Annotated in this window: 15 protein-coding genes; 3 read left to right on the top strand and 12 right to left on the bottom strand. The window is 62.2% G+C overall.

Features of this window, described 5'->3' with window-relative positions:
* The 6 genes from E5W87_RS09910 to E5W87_RS09885 all read right to left on the bottom strand — a co-directional run.
* On the bottom strand, positions 1-492 hold a 492-nt coding region (locus E5W87_RS09910), incomplete at its 3' end, for a glycerophosphodiester phosphodiesterase family protein (protein ID WP_292396540.1).
* A gap of 46 nt (positions 493-538) precedes the next feature.
* Positions 539-1,420 carry an ABC transporter permease gene (locus tag E5W87_RS09905; RefSeq protein ID WP_292396507.1) on the bottom strand — a complete coding sequence of 294 codons (882 nt, stop codon included), beginning with the start codon at positions 1,418-1,420 and terminating at the stop codon, positions 539-541.
* Between the two features lie 11 nt (positions 1,421-1,431).
* Positions 1,432-2,358, bottom strand: a complete 927-nt coding sequence (locus E5W87_RS09900; protein ID WP_292396505.1) for an ABC transporter permease — start codon at positions 2,356-2,358, stop codon at positions 1,432-1,434.
* 10 nt (positions 2,359-2,368) lie between these two features.
* Positions 2,369-3,349: an ABC transporter ATP-binding protein gene (locus E5W87_RS09895; RefSeq protein WP_292396503.1), complete on the bottom strand. Its 981-nt coding sequence runs from the start codon at positions 3,347-3,349 to the stop codon at positions 2,369-2,371.
* Entirely contained in the window at positions 3,346-4,359 is a 1,014-nt protein-coding gene (locus tag E5W87_RS09890) for an ABC transporter ATP-binding protein (protein ID WP_292396500.1), read from the bottom strand. Before E5W87_RS09890 ends, E5W87_RS09895 begins: the two co-directional genes overlap by 4 nt.
* 93 nt (positions 4,360-4,452) lie before the next feature.
* Complete coding sequence (locus tag E5W87_RS09885; protein ID WP_292396498.1) at positions 4,453-6,081, bottom strand: ABC transporter substrate-binding protein; 1,629 nt, start codon at positions 6,079-6,081, stop codon at positions 4,453-4,455.
* Between the two features lie 357 nt (positions 6,082-6,438).
* On the opposite strand from E5W87_RS09885, the gene E5W87_RS09880 reads away from it, so the two are divergent.
* On the top strand, positions 6,439-7,377 hold the full coding sequence (locus E5W87_RS09880) for a sugar-binding transcriptional regulator (RefSeq protein ID WP_292396496.1): 939 nt from the start codon (positions 6,439-6,441) through the stop codon (positions 7,375-7,377).
* Positions 7,378-7,410: 33 nt separating this feature from the next.
* Here the strand turns inward: E5W87_RS09880 and E5W87_RS09875 are convergent, their stop codons facing one another.
* The 3 genes from E5W87_RS09875 to E5W87_RS09865 all read right to left on the bottom strand — a co-directional run bounded on the left by E5W87_RS09875 (position 7,411) and on the right by E5W87_RS09865 (position 11,417).
* Positions 7,411-7,746 carry a hypothetical protein gene (locus E5W87_RS09875; protein ID WP_292396494.1) on the bottom strand — a complete coding sequence of 112 codons (336 nt, stop codon included), beginning with the start codon at positions 7,744-7,746 and terminating at the stop codon, positions 7,411-7,413.
* An 87-nt stretch (positions 7,747-7,833) separates the two neighbouring features.
* Positions 7,834-9,009, bottom strand: coding sequence for an acetate/propionate family kinase (locus tag E5W87_RS09870; protein WP_292396492.1), 1,176 nt, complete (start codon positions 9,007-9,009; stop codon positions 7,834-7,836).
* Positions 9,009-11,417, bottom strand: a complete 2,409-nt coding sequence (locus tag E5W87_RS09865; protein WP_292396490.1) for a phosphoketolase — start codon at positions 11,415-11,417, stop codon at positions 9,009-9,011. The genes E5W87_RS09870 and E5W87_RS09865 overlap by 1 nt, the downstream gene beginning before the upstream one ends.
* A gap of 280 nt (positions 11,418-11,697) precedes the next feature.
* Between E5W87_RS09865 and E5W87_RS09860 the strand changes: the two genes are divergently transcribed.
* A complete protein-coding gene (locus E5W87_RS09860) occupies positions 11,698-13,689 on the top strand; it encodes a protein-L-isoaspartate(D-aspartate) O-methyltransferase (RefSeq protein ID WP_292396487.1) in 1,992 nt (663 codons plus the stop codon).
* 88 nt (positions 13,690-13,777) lie between these two features.
* A complete protein-coding gene (locus tag E5W87_RS09855; RefSeq protein ID WP_027151394.1) occupies positions 13,778-13,984 on the top strand; it encodes a hypothetical protein in 207 nt (68 codons plus the stop codon).
* Between the two features lie 22 nt (positions 13,985-14,006).
* Here E5W87_RS09855 and E5W87_RS09850 read toward each other — a convergent pair whose 3' ends face one another.
* The 3 genes from E5W87_RS09850 to E5W87_RS09840 form a co-directional block, all read right to left on the bottom strand.
* Complete coding sequence (locus E5W87_RS09850; protein WP_292396485.1) at positions 14,007-14,504, bottom strand: DUF1772 domain-containing protein; 498 nt, start codon at positions 14,502-14,504, stop codon at positions 14,007-14,009.
* Between the two features lie 611 nt (positions 14,505-15,115).
* A complete protein-coding gene (locus E5W87_RS09845; RefSeq protein WP_292396483.1) occupies positions 15,116-16,702 on the bottom strand; it encodes a SpoVR family protein in 1,587 nt (528 codons plus the stop codon).
* 10 nt (positions 16,703-16,712) lie between these two features.
* On the bottom strand, positions 16,713-17,557 hold an 845-nt coding region (locus E5W87_RS09840; protein WP_292396481.1), incomplete at its 5' end, for a YeaH/YhbH family protein.

Raw genomic sequence — 17,557 nt, 5'->3', positions numbered from 1 at the left:
CCAGTCAGCATTGACGGAGACGAGGCGCGCGACGTGCGGCGCGTGGCGCCGGCAGTCTTCCAGAACGGAAATGTCGAAGGACGTCAGATGCGTCCTGTCCTCCACGCCGAAGCGTCGAAGCTCCTCGACGACGCGCCGGGCAATGTCGGGATAGGGCGTACCTGTTTCGTCGGTCTTGATCTCGACATGCAGGCCCGGCCCGCCCCTGGAAGAAAGCACGGCCAGCACGTCCGCCAGTGTCGGGATGGTCTCGTCCGTATCTTTCAACTTCACGCTCGGCCGTTCTTCGGACGTGAGCTTCCGCACCGGCCCGAAGCCTTGCGTCGTGCGTTCCAGCGTCGCGTCATGGATGATCACGAGCTCGCCCGCCTCCGTCAGGTGAACGTCGAACTCGATGGCATCGACACCGAGCCTCAGCGTGTTGCGGAAGCCGGTAAGCGAGTTTTCGGGCCACAGATTGCGGGCGCCGCGATGGCCGTTGATCAAAGTCATGCCAGTGATCGAAGTCACGGAAGTCTCCTCGAATTGCTGGAGCATCTCACCGCACCGTGGGATCGAGCCTGTCGCGTAGCCAGTCTCCGACCAGCGAGATGGACAGCGTGGTGAACATGATGACGGTGGCCGGCGCCAGCATGATCCACGGCGCCCGCGTCAGATATTCGCGGCCGAAGCCGACCATATTGCCGAGGCTGGTCGCCGGCGGCTGGACCCCAAGGCCGAGGAAGGACAGCCCGCTTTCCATCAGGATGATCTCGGGAAAGGTCAGCGTCATCGAAACGATCAGCGTCGAGGCGACGTTGGGCAGGATGTGGCGCAGGTAAACCCGCGCCGGCGTGGCGCCGAGCTGCACCACCGAGGCCGCATAGCCCTGCGCGCCCGCCGAGATCGCGAGACCGCGCGCGATGCGCGCATAGCGCTCCCAGCCGTAAAAACCCATCAGGCAGACCAGGAGCACCATGGAGGAGCCGAAGAAGGCCAGCACTGCCAGCGATATGATGAGAAACGGCAGCGCCGCCTGGAAGTCGGCCAGCGCCAGCACCAGATGCTCGACGAAACCGCGAAACTGCGCGGCGGCGAAGCCGAGTGCTGTGCCGAACACGGCCGAAAGGAGCGTCGCCCCGAAGGCGATGACGAGTGAAAGGCGGATCGACTGGATGAGGCGCGAAAGCACGTCGCGGCCGAGCTCGTCGGTGCCCAGCAAGTGCTTCAGCATGCCGGGGGGCGAAAGCCGGCTGGTAAGATCCATCTGCGTGATGCCATAGGGGCGGATGCGGTCGGCAAATATCGCAACCAGCACCATGGCGACCAGCCACAGGATTCCCAGCCCGACGCTCAGCGGCATGTTGCGGCGAATGGACGACAGGAGACCAGCACTTTGCCTCGCGTCTGGCTGTGTGGTCGCCGGATAGATCGAAGCCATGCCGGTTCTCCTCAATGGCTCGCGGGCGAGCGCAGGCGCGGGTCGAGCCAGCCGTAGAGCAGGTCGACGGCAAGGTTCGACACCACCATGGTGCCCGCGACGATGAGCAGGATGCACTGCACGACGGCGAGGTCGCGATTGCTGACCGAGACGATCAGCAGCCTGCCGATGCCTGGCCAGGAAAAGATCGATTCCACCACCACCGCACCCGCGATCAGCGAGCCGACCATGAAGCCGACGATGGTCACGATCGGCACGGCTGCGTTGGGCAGCGCATGGCCCCACACCACGTCGCGCCATTTCAGCCCCTTGGCGGAAGCCGTGCGGATATAGGGCTGGCCCATCACCTCGATCATGGCGCTGCGCGAGAAACGGGCGAGTATGCCTACCCCGCCTACGCTCATGGTGAGCGTCGGCAGGATGCCGTGCAGCCATGTCTCCTGGCCGCCGGATGGCAGCACGCCCAGCGTCACCGAAAAGATCAGCACCAGCACCAGGCCCATGACAAAGGAGGGGATGGTGAAGCCGAGGATCGCCAGCAGGATCACGCCGCGGTCGGCGAAGCTCTGGCGGTGCAGCGCCGCATAGACACCGGCCGGAATTCCGATCAGCAGCTTCAGGATGAGCGCCGGAACGGTCAGCTGCAGCGTGGCCGGCACGCGCTCCAGCACCAGTTGCAGCGCGGGAGCCTTGTCGCGCATCGACACGCCGAAATCGCCGGTGAAGATCGACTTGAGATAAGCCAAATATTGAATCCAGAGCGGCTGGTCGAGACCCCACGACTTGCGGAACGCCTCGATGACATTTTGCGGCACGTCCGGCCCCAGCATCACCTCGGCCGGGTCTCCCGACATGCGCAGAACGACGAAGGCGAAGGTCATCACCGCAAGGATGGTGATGACGGCTCTCATAACGCGCACGAGAACGAAACGGATCATGCGGGCTCCATCAGGCGGCGATCGCGGCGTTGTCCGCCACGACATGGCAGGCGGCCGTGCGCCCCTTCTCGACTTGGCGCAGCTCCGGCGTGCTGGTGCGGCAGATGTCGCGCGCGACGGGACAGCGGGGATGGAAGGCGCAGCCCGACGGACGTGCGGCCGGATTGGGCGGCTCGCCCTGGAGGATGACACGCCCCTCCAGCTTCTTGCCGGGGATCGGCATGCTGGAAACCAGCGCCTTCGTGTAGGGATGCCGGGGCGACTGGAAAATCACGTCGGAGGAGGCTTCCTCGACGATCCTGCCGAGATACATGACCGCGACACGGTCGGCCAGGTTGCGCACGACCTTCAGGTCATGGCTGATGAAGATCATGGCGATGCCGTTGTCTTCCTGCAGGTCGCTCAACATGTTCACCACCTGCGCCTGGATCGACACGTCAAGCGCGGAGACCGGCTCGTCGCATACCAGAAGCTTGGGCCGGGCGGCCAGCGCCCGTGCGATCACCGTCCGCTGGCGCTGCCCGCCGGAAAGCTCGTGCGGATAGCTGCCGGCCTGGTCGGGGCGCAGGCCGACGGCCGCCATCAGTTCCTCAACGCGCCCGGCGCGACTTGCCCTGGGCCCGATGCGATGGATGTCCAGCGGTTCGCCGATCTGGGTCGCGATCGTCTGCCGCCGGTCGAGTGCGGCCAGCGGGTCCTGATAGACAAGCTGCATTTTTGCGCGCAGCGCCCGCCACTCCGGCGTACCGAGCCGCGGCATCGGCTGCCCTTCGAAGCGCACCTCGCCGCCCTGGGTCGGATCGATGCCGAGCAGCATCCGTCCGAGCGTCGACTTTCCGGAACCGGACTCTCCGACAATGCCCAGCGTTTCGCCGGGGAATACCGACAGTGAGATATCCTCCACGGCGCGAACAAAGCTGGGGCGGGAGAAGGGTCCGTGCCTGAGCGCGTAAATGCGCACCAGCCCCTTTGCTTCGATCAGCGGCGTCATTGCAGCAAATCTTCGGGAACTCTGCGTTCGGTCTTGCCGGCTACCGCGAGCTCGATCGGATGCGCGCAGGCGAGCTTGCGGCCGTCCTTTTGCGGCAGCAGGGAGGGCGGCGACGTCTCGCAGAAAGCGGTGGTGCGCGAGCAGCGCGGCGCGAAGGCACAGCCCTTTGGCAGTGTCTTCGGGTTCGGCACCGTGCCCGGTATCGGGATCAGCCGCTTTCGGGGGCCTTCGATGCGCGGGATCGCGTCGAACAGGCCGCGCGTGTAGGGATGGCGAGGGCTGGAAAACAGCTGCGCGACCGAACCCTCCTCCACGATGCGGCCCGCATACATCACGCAAACGCGCTCGCAGACCTGCGACACCGCGCCGAGGTCATGGCTGATGAACACCAGCGCCATGCCGGTCTCGGCCTGCAGCCGGATCAGGAGGTCGAGAATTTGGGCCTGGATGGTCGCATCGAGCGCGGTGGTCGGCTCATCCGCGATCAACAGGTCCGGTTCGCCCGCCAGCGCCATGGCGATCATCAGGCGCTGGCATTGTCCGCCGGAAAATTCATGTGTGTAGAGATCGAAGCGGCGACGGGCGTCGGGAATGCCTACCATGTCCATCAGCCTCAGCGCCTCGGTCTTCGCTGCCTCGCCCCGCAGCCCCCGATGAATGGCCAGCGCCTCGGTGATCTGGCGACCGATCGACAGGACCGGGTTGAGCGAACTCGACGGGTCCTGGAAGATCATGGCGATCCGCCCGCCCCGCACCTGCTCCAACGTGCTGCGCGGGCTGCCGCAGAGTTCGCGGCCTTCGAGGCGCACCGAGCCGGTCACGCTTGCCTTGCCGGGCAGCAGGCCGAGCGCCGCCAGCCATGTGACCGACTTGCCGCATCCTGATTCCCCGACGAGGCCGAGCGCCTCGCCGCGTGCAACGTCGAGATCGATGCCGTGCAGCACCCGAACGCCGTCGAAGGCGACTTTCAGGTTGCGCAGTTCCACCAGATTGGCCGTTGCAACTGTCATCGCCATCCGCTTCCGCTCTGTCCGCCCGAAGGACATCGTGAAAAAAATACTCCGGCGGGGCGTTCCCTGCCGGAGCCGGTTCGTGGCTGCTGGTCAGCTTGCCCAGTTGGTGGAGCGGAAATCCATGGCGAAGGCGGGGGCGGCCTTCCATTTCAGTGAGGACTTCATGCCGGTGAACACCGCATTCTGGTGAAGGATCTGATAGACTGGATCCTCCCGCTCGCAGATTTCCAGCATGCGGGCGAAGGCCTTCTTGCGGGCGGCGTGGTCGGTCGAGGTCTCCATGATGAGCGAAAGCTCGTTCATCTCGGCATTGGTCCAGTCCTTCTTCTGCTGGACTTCGCCATTCGGGCCGAACTGCGTGACCATCGGCGTGATCGGGTCGTTGATGGAGTTCCCCGCGGACCAGTCGCGCACGCCCTTCACCCCCGCCGGATCGTGGATCTGGCCCCAGTTCTCCTTCATCTCGATCTGCACGTTCAAGCCGACCTGCTTCCACATCTCGACCATGATCTGCGCGTTCGCGGTCTGGTTGGTGTAGTAGTTGTTGAGCAGGCGGTAGGGGATAGCGTCTCCCTTGTAGCTGGCCTGCTTCAGCAGGTCGCGCGCCAGTTCCGGATTGTATTCCGGAGGAGCCCAGTCCTTGATGAACATCTCGCCATAGGAGTCGAACTGCAGGCCGGCCGGGATCACGGTCTGACCGGCCCACAGCGCTTCCACGATCGCCTTGCGGTCGATCGAATGGGTCATGGCGCGGCGCACCAGCGGGTCCGCCAGGATCGGGTTCTGGATGTTGAAGACGGATACGCGGTGGTTCCAAATGGTCGAGTTCTGGACTTCGAAGCCCTGCGTGGCCTGGATCGCGGGTATCTGGTCCGGAGGCAGGTCGCAGGCGAAGTCGTATTCGCCCGAGAGAAGACCGTTCACGCGGGAAGCGACTTCCGGCACCTCGACGAAGCGTATCTGCTCGAGCGGCGGACGGCCGCCCCAATAGTCGTCGAAGGCCACGAGAGTGAGCGACACGTCCGGCTTGAACTCGCCGACCTGATAGGGGCCGGTGGTGATTGGTCTGCGCGCCCAGTCGACATAGCTCGCCGCCTCGTCCCAGGCACGGCGGTTGGCGATCTGGCTGCCGAAGGCATAGAGGCGGCCTTCCAGCGTCACATCCGACGTCGCGTTGTGGAAGCGGACAGTAAATTTGTCGACGGCCTCAACGCCTGCGAGCGCGGGCCAGAGGCGGCGGCCGATGCCGGGGATCGTGGCAGGCAGTTCCTTGGCGGCCGTCGGCTTGTGATCGTCCTCGAAGATCGTCTTGCCGCCCTTCGGCTCGGTATCGCCGAAGACGCGTTCCTTTGAAAAGCTGAACACCACGTCCTCGGCGGTCAGCTCGTCGTCATTGTGGAACTTCACGCCTTGACGCAGCCTGAGCTCGACGGTCTTTTCGTCGATGCGCTTCCACTCGGTGGCGAGGCCGGGAAGCGGGCCCTGATTGCCCATCCAGTCGCGCTGGATCAGCCCTTCCCAGAAATTGGGGAAGAACACCCGCTCGCCCACATTGGATTGCTCGTTCCATATGTCGAGCGTGTTGTTGTTGGTGATCTTCTGCACGGCGATGGTGACGGACGGGCGCGCGCCCTGACCGATCGCAAAGCGCGGCAGCACCATGCTGCCCGCGGTTGCACCAAGCAGACCAAGCGCGCGGCGCCGAGTGAGTGAAAACATCGGAATCTCCTTTTGCGGGAATGGCAAGTCGTGGCCAAAGCAATCCCACCGGTTTTATGTTCAGAACTGTGTCTGTTTCGTAATGAACAGATGAATTATTTGTGACAATCCGCAAGTATGTATTTACAGATAAAGTATTAATATTATTTTGCGCGGCATACCCTGCCCATACTCAGAGCATTTATCCATGTTGATCTTTTCTTGTTGAATCTGCTATCCGGCTAAAACGGCCATGACTTCCTTGGCTGATAACAGGCCAATCGGCTGGAAACAGACCGTCGGGATTCGTAAGTTACAAATGCTACACCAGTGTGACGTTTGTAACCGAAAACAGCCACGGCACGGGGGAGAGAGCGCATGGACCAGCAGGAGCTGATGATCAGGGCCGCATGGCTCTATCATGTGGAGGGTCTGACGCAGGCTGAGATCGGCGAGCGGATGCATCTCACCCGCCGCAGGGTCAACGAGCTTCTTGCCGCGGCTCTTGAGGAAGGGATCGTGCGTATAGGCTTCAGCTCGCCGCTAGCCGCCAATATCGAGCTCGGGGCCGAATTGCGAAGCCGGTTCGGCCTGCAGGATGCCGTCGTGATGCCAACGCCGGGCGATCCCGGGCTGGTGCACTCGGTCATCGGGCGGGGTGCGGCCGCCTATCTGGACCGGCTGATCCAAAGCCGCAAGCCTGCCTCCATCGGCGTCGGCTGGGGAGCGACGTTGCGGGAAACGGTGCGGCACATGACGGCCGCCAGCGAGCCGCAGATCGAGGTTCGGTCGATGATGGGCGGACTGACGCGCGGTTCGGAGATCAATACATTCGAGATCGTCCGCGGCTTCGCGCAGGTCCTGGGCGCGCAATGCTGCTATTTCGCGGCGCCGATCTACGCGGAGAGCCCGCAATCGCGCGAGGCGATCATTTCCCAATCGGTGTTCCAGAGGATATTCCCCCGCACCTATGATGTGGATGTCTCCTACCTGAGCGTCGGAGACGTATCGCGGCAATCGCTCCAGGTGCGTTACGGCCTGCCAGAGGGAACGGATGCGCGCGATCTCATCGCCGCCGGCGCCGTCGGCGACCTCCTGGGCCGCTATCTCGATGCCGAAGGCAAGCCTGTGGACCACCCTCTCAACAGCCAGGTACTTTCGCCGGAACTCGACGACTACCGCAATATCCCCTGCCGCATCATCGCTTCAGGCGGGACGCACAAACATGCCATTCTTCTAGCTGTGGCGCGGGCCGGGTTGGCGACGGTCATCGTAACGGATGCTGACAGCGCAAAAGCCATGCTTGATCAGCAATAGGCAGGCTCGGCACTGCAAGGTGGTCATCTGTCCCTAGAACCACCGCCGCTCAGGCTCGGAACTCTTCGCAATCACAATTCCGAGAAGGACACCGAATACGCCGCCAAGCAGCATAGCCGAAGAGATTGTGCCTGGGTTCTGCTGGACAGTTTCAGACACGGTGTGCGCTTGGCTGCGCAATTGCCGAGCTGCGCGCGAGGCCCGGTCGGCGGCGCTATCGTACCAGCCCTGTGCCTCCTCGGCCTGGTCGGAAAGGGTCCGATTTATTTTGGTGACTTCACGGCGAAGCTCAGCGATCTGCTTCTTCATCGCCTCCTGGGCCTCGTTTGCCGCCTTTGAGGCGCCTGCCGTACTGGTGGTCTCGGCCATTGGATTTCTCCCTTTGGTAATCAGATGGGGAAACGGCCGCGGACGCGCAGGGTTCCTTGCCCCGGGAAAACCGTGCCGTTGATTGCCTTATCGAGCATTCCCTTGCACCCGCGTGTGGCGGGCAATGACACTCTCCTCGTCGGTCGCGACGACGCGTATTTCGACCTTGCTGTCCGGTCGGTTAATGATCCCGGCATGGGAGGCATTGGATGGCTCGTCGATCGCCACACCAAGCCAATGAAGTCTTTCGCATATTGCCTTGCGGACCGGCGCCGAGCGCTCGCCAATGCCGGCGGTGAACACGAGGCATTCGAGGCCGCCCAACGTGTTGGCGAGCGCGGCAGCCTCCCTTGCGGCCCGGAACGCAAACAGGTCTACCGCTTCGCGGGCGTGGGGGTCGTCGCTCGCTTCCAGCGTGCGCATGTCGCCCGAGATGCCGGATATTCCGAGCAGCCCGGATTCCTCGTAGAGCATATGCTGCAGAGCCTCCGCCGAGACGCCTGCCTCCAGCACGAAATACAAAAGCACGCCTGGATCGATGGCGCCGCAGCGTGTGCCCATGACCAGGCCGTCGAGCGCGGAAAAGCCCATCGTCGTATCGACGCTTCTTCCGTCGCGCATGGCGCACAGGCTTGCTCCGTTGCCGAGATGGGCGACGATCGTCCGCTTCGCTGCAAGAGCGGGCGACATCTCCTTCAGCCGCCCGGCGATGTATTCGTAGGAAAGACCATGAAACCCGTAGCGGCGGATTCCCTCCGCATCGTATCTGCGCGGCAGCGCGAAGCGGCTCACGACCGGATCGATCGTCTGATGGAAGGCTGTGTCGAAGCATCCGACCTGCGGCAGATCCGGCCGCAGCGCGGCAAGTGTGCGGATCGGCGCGAGACTGCGAGGCTGGTGCAGCGGAGCAAGCGGCGTCAGCCTGTCCAAGGCCTCGATCACATCAGGTGTCAGACGGACGGGTTCGACGAACTCGCGCCCGCCATGCACGATGCGATGGCCGGCCGACACCAGTTTCCTGCCGCCAAGCTCGCTCTCGATCCAGTCGAGCAACGCGTCGATGCCCGCATTGCGCGCCTCCCCGGCAAGCGGCCGATCACACTGCACTGTTCCATCGGCCGCCTTCGCGCTGAGCCTCGGCGCATCGCCCAGATCCAGCGCACCACGCGAGACGAGTTGCAGTCCCGCGGAGGATTCAAGGTCGTATAGTCCGAACTTGATGCTGGAGGAGCCGGCGTTCAGTGCGAGAATTGCGTGTCGCATCAATCGCCGGCCTTCGTCGCGCGGTTCTGCGGCCAGTTCCACGTCTGAATTTCGGGCAGGTCTTCGCCGTACTCGCGGACATAGGCCCGGTGCTCCACAAGCTTCGCTTGAAGTTCGGCGGCAAGGCCTTTCGCCCGTTCGGCGAGATCTGGCACGTGTTTGATCGCGGCGAGCGCCAGGTGGAAACGGTCGAGCTCATTGAGCACGACCATGTCGAACGGCGTCGTCGTGGTGCCCTCCTCGCGAAAACCGTGCACATGCATATTCTCATGGTTGGCGCGTCGGTAGGTCAGGCGGTGAATGAGATAGGGATAGCCGTGATAGGCGAAGATCACCGGCCTGGTTTTCGTGAACAGCGCGTCGAAATCCTCATCGGCGAGGCCATGCGGATGCTCTGAATTCGACTGCAGCGTCATCAGGTCGACCACGTTGACGACGCGAAGCTTCAGCTCCGGAAGCGCTGAACGCAAAATGTCCGTGGCGGCGAGCGTCTCCAGTGTCGGCACGTCGCCGGCGCAGGCCATGACCACATCCGGATCCTCGCCTTTCCCAGTCCCGGCCCATTCCCAGATCCCCGCCCCCGCTCGGCAATGCGTCTCTGCGTCTTCGGCAGACAGCCATTGCGGCGCCGGCTGCTTGCCGGCGGTGATCACGTTGATGCGGTTGTAGGTTCTCAGGCAATGATCGGTGATCCAGAGCAGCGTGTTGGCATCCGGCGGGAAGTAGAGCCTGACCGTATCGGCCTTCTTGTTGGCGACGAAATCGGCGAAGCCCGGATCCTGGTGGCTGAAGCCGTTGTGATCCTGCCGCCAGACATGGGAGGTCAGCAGATAATTGAGTGAAGCGATCGGCTTGCGCCAGGCAAGCTCGCGGGATGTCTTCAGCCATTTCGCATGCTGGTTGACCATGGAATCGACGATGTGGATGAACGCCTCGTAGCAGGAGAACACGCCATGGCGGCCGGTCAGCAGATAGCCCTCCAGCCAACCCTGGCAGAGGTGCTCGCTAAGCACCTCCATGACGCGGCCGTCACGGGAGAGCTGGACGTCATAGGGCTCGATCCGCTGCATCCAGACCCGGTCCGTAACCTCGAACACGTCGTCAAGGCGGTTGGAGGATGTCTCATCCGGCCCCATCAGCCGGAAATTCCTGGCCTCCGCATTCAGGCGCATCACGTCGCGGAGATAGCTGCCGAGGACCCGCGTCGCCTCGGCTTTAGCACCTCCTGGGCGCGGCACATCGAGCGCCTGGCTTTTCCAATCGGGAAGCACGAGGTCGCGCTTCAGCAATCCGCCATTGGCATAGGGGGTTGCGCCCATGCGCTGGGACCCGGTTGGCGCAAGCGCCGCCAAGTCTGGAAGCAGACGCCCGCTGTTGTCGAACAGCTTTTCCGGTTCGTAGCTCCGCATCCAGTCTTCGAGGATCTTGCGGTACGCCTCGTTGCCGCGGGCATTCGACACCGGCACTTGATGCGAGCGCCAGAAATCCTCGACCTTCTTGCCATCGACCTCCTTCGGTCCGGTCCAGCCCTTCGGACTGCGCAGCACGATCATCGGCCACAGCGGACGCTCTCCCTGCCAGCCCGACGCACGGGCTCGCTTCTGGATCGAGCGGATTCTGTCGAGCGCGATGTCCAGCTTCGTGGCCATCAACCGATGCATGGGAATTGGCTCGTGACCTTCGACGAAAAATGGTTCGTAGCCATAGCCGGCGAACAGGCTTCGCAATTCCACGTCATCCATGCGGGCAAGGATCGTTGGGTTGGCGATCTTATACCCGTTGAGGTGCAGGATCGGCAGCACGGCGCCGTCGGATGCCGGGTTGAGAAACTTGTTGGAGTGCCATGCCGCCGCGAGCGGACCGGTTTCCGCCTCGCCATCGCCGACCACGCAGGCGACCACCAGATCGGGATTGTCGAAGGCCGCGCCGAAGGCATGGACGAGCGCATATCCCAGTTCTCCGCCTTCATGGATCGAGCCGGGCGTTTCGGGCGCCACATGGCTGGGCACGCCGCCAGGAAAAGAGAATTGCCGAAAGAGTTTTCTCAGACCGTCTTCGCCCTGGCCGATCTCGGGATAGATCTCGCTGTAGGTGCCCTCGAGCCATGTGTTCGCGACCATGGCCGGGCCGCCATGACCTGGGCCGCAGATAAACAGAATTTCGAGACTGCGCTCACGGATGACGCGGTTCAGGTGGACGTAGATGAAATTGAGGCCAGGTGTCGTGCCCCAATGGCCGAGCAGCCGCGGCTTGACGTGCTCGGCTTTCAGGGGCTCGCGCAGGAGCGGATTGTCGAGCAGGTAGATCTGGCCAACCGAAATGTAGTTCGCGGCGCGCCAATAGCGGTTCATGAGATCGACCTGGTCAAGGCCTGTTGTCTGCGTAGTGGTCCGAGCCTCGTCGTTCATCGAAACATCTCCAGAATGCGTTCGCCCGTCGATATCTGGAGTGAGATCGTCCCGAAGAAAGGATTTGTGCGGAAATAAGTTCGGCTGGAGCCGCCTTTGCGCCCGCCAATCGCTCTTTTGCAGGAACCTGGAAGCTCGCCAACGGTTAAGGAGACGAGCCGTCGAAATGAGATCAAGCGCTGCTGGGCCGGGCGCACGCCGATCGAGGGATTGTCGCCGTTGGGCACGATTGGGGGCACAATCGGAGCGGAGGGCCGTCAGCTGGCAAGAGGAGCAAAAGATGCTCGATCTTCCCGATGCACGCAACCGAATGGTCGAAGTCCATCTCAGCCGCCGTGGCATCCATGACCGCGAGGTGCTGGAAGCGATGCGTGAGGTTCCGCGCGAGGCCTTCGTCGCACCCGGCTTTGAAGAATTCGCCTACGAGGACGGGCCGCTGCCGATCGCCGAGGGTCAGACGATATCGCAGCCCTACATCGTCGCCTTGATGATCGAGATGGCAGAGATCGGACCGGGAGACCATGTCCTGGAGGTTGGCACCGGCTCAGGCTACGCGGCTGCCGTGATGAGCCGGATCGTCGAACGCGTTTACACGATCGAACGCCACGCTGGATTGGCCGAAACGGCGAAACAGCGATTCGAAGAGCTTGGCTATGACAATATCGAAGTCCGCACCGGCGATGGCACCAAGGGTTGGCCCGACGCAGCGCCCTTCGACGCCATTCTGGTCGCTGCCGGCGGACCCGGTGCGCCGCTTGCCCTTCAGGAACAACTCGACGTCGGCGGCAGACTCGTCATCCCGGTCGGCGACGAACCGCATGATCAGCGCCTTCTCAAGGTCACCCGAACCGGCGCTGCAACTTACAGCGAGGAGGATTTCGGCGGCGTGCGGTTTGTCCCGCTCATCGGCGAGCAGGGCTGGCCCGAGAACGGCAGCCGTATCGCGGATCGTCCGTCCGGACGCACCCGCACGCAGAGTCTGCCGGAGATGATCGCGGCGGCGGCCGAACCACTGCCGGATTTAGACGATCCGGCGTTCGGCGAATTGTTCGACCGGTTTGGTGACCGGCGCGTCGTCCTGCTCGGTGAAGCGAGCCATGGCACGTCGGAGTTCTACCGGGCCCGCGCGGCGATCACCCGCAGGCTCATCGAGAAGCACGGCTTCACCATCGTCGCAGTCGAGGCTGACTGGCCTGATGCAGCGGCGATCGATCGCTACGTCCGCCATCGGTCGTCACGGGCTGACGCCGATCCGCCGTTCCAGCGGTTTCCCACCTGGATGTGGCGCAACACGGACGTTGCGGCGTTCGTCGACTGGATGCGACAACACAATGAAAGGATCAGGATATCGTCCCGACTGGCGGGGTTCTATGGCCTCGACATCTACAACATGAGCGGATCGATCGCCGCGGTTCTGCAATATCTCGACCGGGTCGATCCGCAGGCAGCAAAAATCGCACGGGAACGCTATGGCTGCCTGACGCCCTGGCAAAACGAGCCATCCACCTATGGCCGTGTCGCGCTCACATCGGGGTACGAGAAATGCGAGCAAGCGGTGCTTCAACAATGCCGCGAACTGCTTGCCAAACAGCTCCACTACGCGCAGCAGGACGGTGTCGATTTTCTGGACGCCACCCAGAATGCCCGGCTGATCGCTTCCGCAGAACGCTACTATCGGATCATGTACTATGGCGGTGCGCAGTCCTGGAACCTGCGCGACACCCATATGTTCGAGACGCTCGAGCATCTGCTGGAAGCCCGCGGACCGAACTCCAAGGCGGTCGTGTGGGCGCATAATTCCCATATTGGCGACGCTCGCTATACCGAGATGGGAATTGTCCGGGACGAAGTGAACATAGGCCAACTCTGCCGCCAGCGCTTCGGCGACGAGGCAGCCTTGATCGGGCTCGGCACGCATTCCGGGACAGTGGCCGCTGCTTCCGACTGGGACGGCGAGATGGAGATCAAGCGGGTGCGGCCTTCCCATAGCGATAGCTACGAGCGGCTTTGCCACGACTGCGGCGTCTCGCGTTTCCTGCTCGACATCAAGCGCGACGGTACGTTGCGCGAACGGCTTCTGGAGCGTCGGCTGGAGCGCTTCATCGGCGTGATCTATCGGCCGGAAACCGAGCTGCGCAGCCATTATGCGGATGCCTCTCTTTCCCAGCAATTTGACGCGTTCGTCTGGTTTGACGAGACCGCCGCGGTGACGCCGCTTGGGCCGGAGCATGTCGGAACGGGCGTTCCCGACACCTATCCGTTCGGGCTTTAGGACGCGGCCGCGTCAAGGTGAATTACGGCGGAACATTCGTCGCGCCCTGCTGTTTCTAGAACAGGACCCTTTTCGAAGGAGTTGTGCCATGAGCGGAACCAAACATCCAAAATGGAAAAAGCCGAGCGATGCGGATCTGAGGAACAATCCTGGTATCGGGACCTCCAAGGGCACGATCAAGGAAGGCGACGAACTCGTGCTCGAAGGCGAAAACACGATCGAAGGCGATGTCGAGAACGACACGAACGCCCTTGGCGGGATCAATCCAAGGCAAAAGATGCGGACGAACAAGTAGCGTCGCTGCGCATCCTTTCGCGCTATTCATTCCCAGCAAAAAATGTCGCGGCGACGGCAATTGAGATCAGGCTCAGCATCGCCAGGCCTGCCCTGGCGACGTGCGAGGCTTCCCAAACGTCGCGCAAGTCTCTCCAGTCGCCGCTTTGCTTCCGAGGGAGCGTTGAAAAAAACCTCGCGGCTGGTTTCGACACTGCAACATCCTGCACCCAGAAATTGTTGACGGGATGCGTGACCAACCAATAGGTCGCATGTTCCGCCACCAAGAAGACGAGGGCCGCCAAGGTCCACCAGAATCGAGCGCCTGGATAAGGCGTCAGGTAGAGCAGGATGGCGAGCGCAATGATGCCGCCGATCTCGGCAAACCCACCGATCGTGAAACCGGGATAGTAGATCGCCTGCACAGATTTGTAGGTGGCCTCCTTGAGGCGCAACTTGCCGGGCAACTCCAACGCATGTGCGAGCGAGAGCGCCATCGTGATTGCGAGAAGAAGAAGGGTGACAATCATGAATGCGCGCATGCCGTTACTCCCTGAACCGTGCCTCGCAATACGCAGCGTACATAGAGTGCTGCCCGACCCGGTAAAGATGACGAAGATGAAGGCGCGGCTCCATTTCCAATGCTGCCGGCATTGAACCGCGCCGAATTTGTCATTCGCCCTCCTTCCATGCCAGATCGGACTTCACCAAAATGGCCACGTCCGTGACGGCAGGGAACCATCGTTGGGCACGATGGTTGTCATCTCAGGGTGATCCTCCTCAGAGGAACATCCCAGGGTGATCCTCCTCAAGGAACGGACATGACCGATCCTGATCCGAACAATCCCGTGCCGATACCGGATAACCCCAATCCTGAGCCTGCCCGGCCACCTGCTCCGCCGGAAACTCCGCCGAATGAGCCTCCGGGCGTTCCTCCGCCTTCGCCTGATCCCGTTCCCAGCCCGGAAAGGCAGCCGGTCGAAATTCCTCCCGGTACACCACCCGAGATTCCGACGGAACCGACCTTCCCGGGTCCTACGGCCAGGGCATCGGACCCACAGCAAGCCTGATCACGAGAGGCTGGGCTGACGCATGGCGAAACGGCGCGGACCTTGCAGCGATTGGCTGTACCGCTCGCCGGCCGTCCGGTTGGTTATTCCACGATTTGGCTGGTCGAGCGTTCATTGAGTGTGCCGCCCGTTTGCGCATCGATCGCCGCCAGGCTGACCTCATAGCCCCACAGGCGACGGATATGGCGCAGTGTGGCGTCGCGACTGGCCTCCTCCAGCACGATGCCGTTCTTCACCTTGTGCTCCAGTCGCAACTGTCGGTCGCCGAGCAGGTCGACATCCACCACCTGGATATCCGGCCGGCTGGCGCCGATGTCGTAGCTGTGGGCGAGCCCGGCGCGAATCTTTTCGTAGCCACGCTCATTGTGTATCGACGCGACTTCGTAATGCGGTTCGCTAGCGGCATCGGCGAGGATGAAGAACCGCCATTTCCGCATCAGAGCGGGGCTCAGATACTGGCGGATGAAAGATTCGTCGCGATGGTTCGCCCACGCGTCGAGCAGAGTTTCGCGCCAATTGCCGTTGCCGGCTATATCGGGGAACCAGTCACGATCCTCGGCGGTCGGCTCAGTCGATATGCGCTGGATGTCCTGCATCATGTCGAGGCCCAAGGCATACGGATTGATGCCGGAAAACCGCGGATCGTCGAACGCCGGCTGGAAAATCACGTTCGAATGGTTGCGCAGGATTTCCAGCATCGCGCCTTCGGTGATCTGGCCGCGATCGAACAGCATGTTCATGAGTGTGTAGTGCACGAAGGTGGCACAACCTTCATTCATCACCTGCGTTTGCCGCTGCGGATAAAAATATTGCGCGACGACGCGGACGATCCTGATGATTTCACGTTGCCAAGGCTCCAGGACCAGGCTGTTTTTTTCCAGGAAATAGAGCAGGTTCTCCTCGGGCAGCTTGAGCGTTTTCTTCCGCTCCGCCATGCCGAGGTCCGTTTCGCTGGCCTTGGTCCCGTCCTTCGAACGCGGGAGCGTGCGCCACAGGTCGTTGTAGGAACGCTCTTCGTACTCTAGGCGCTCGCGAATGCCTTCGCGCTGCCTTTCCGACGACAGCTTCGGCGGCCGATGGTATCTGAACACACCCTGCTCCATCAGCGCGTGGGCCGAGTCGAGGATCGCCTCCACTGCGGCCACGCCGTGCCGCTCCTCGCAACGGACAATGTAGCCTTTGGCGAAATCAAGATAGCTCAGGATCGCGCTGGCATCCGTCCACTGCCGGAACAGATGATTGTTCTTGAAGAAATGATTATGGCCAAGCGCTGCATGGGCTGTCACCAGGGCCTGCAGGGCCATGGTGTTTTCCTCCATCAGGTAGACGATGCAAGGATTGGAATTGATGACCAGTTCATAGGCGAGCCCCCGCCCGCCTTTGCGATAGAGCAGTTCCTGATAGAGGAAATGCTTGCCGAAGGACCAATGGCGATACATCAGCGGCATGCCGACCGAGGAATAGGCGTCGAGCATCTGCTGGGACGAGATGATCTCCATCTGCACCGGATAGACGTCGAGGTGAAGCTCTTCGATCGCGAGCGCCTCGATCGCTTCGTAGGCGCGCGACAATGTCTTGAAATCCCAGTCGGACCCTGAAAAGAGCAAACCTGATTTGCTGGCTTGGCCGGATTTGCTGGTCTGGCCGAATTTGCCGGTTTGGTTCGCCATCAGCTCACCCTCAAGCGCTCTTCTGGAAGGCCGGCTGCCTGGCAAAAAGCTGGCGAAAGACCGGATAGATGTCGGCTGCGTTGGCGATGCGGCTCATCTGAAAATTCGGCCATCTCTGGTTGACAGCATTGTAGGCGCGCCAGAGCGAGGTTCCATTGTCGGTGCTGCCGAAAATATGGCTCTCGCGTTCGTCGATGATCTCGACATAGGCGAAATACTGGCACAGGCGCATGATTTGGCTGTCCATGAGGCCTATGCAGCGCTCGGAATCGGTCACGAAATTGTCGCCGTCCGATGCCTGGGCGGCATAGATGTTCCACTCGTTGCTGGGATAACGCTGCTGGATGATGCGGTGCATCTCTTCGAGCGCCGTGGAAACGACCGTACCGCCGCTTTGCGTATTGTAGAAGAAGGTTTCCTCATCCACCTCCTGCGCCTCGTGCGTATGGCGAATGAAGACGATTTCGGTGCGATCGTAGCGCCGTTTCAGGAACAGGTGCAGCAGCACGAAGAAGCGTTTGGCCAAATCCTTCTCGCGCTCGCCCATCGAGCCGGATACGTCCATGAGACAGAACATGACCGCGTTGGCATTCGGCACGGGCCGGAAGTCGAAACGGTTGAAGCGGATGTCGACCGGGTCGACATAGGCGATGCGCTTGCGGCGGCGCTCAAGTCGCTCAAGCTCTTCCCGCAACGCCGTAATGCGCTGGCGCGCCACCGCGCTCGCGGGCTCTGCCTCCAGGATTGCGAGTTCCTCCGCAATCGCATCAAGCTCCCCCTGCTTGGGACGCCTGAGCGCAATCCGGCGACCATGGCTGTTTCGCATCGTGCGCCCGACATTGATGTTGGTCGGGG

Origin of the sequence: Mesorhizobium sp., assembly GCF_004962925.1 — a bacterium.
Classification (GTDB): domain Bacteria; phylum Pseudomonadota; class Alphaproteobacteria; order Rhizobiales; family Rhizobiaceae; genus Mesorhizobium.
The sequence above is the reverse complement of the archived record's forward strand: the minus strand, read 5'-3'. Positions and strand labels throughout refer to the sequence as shown.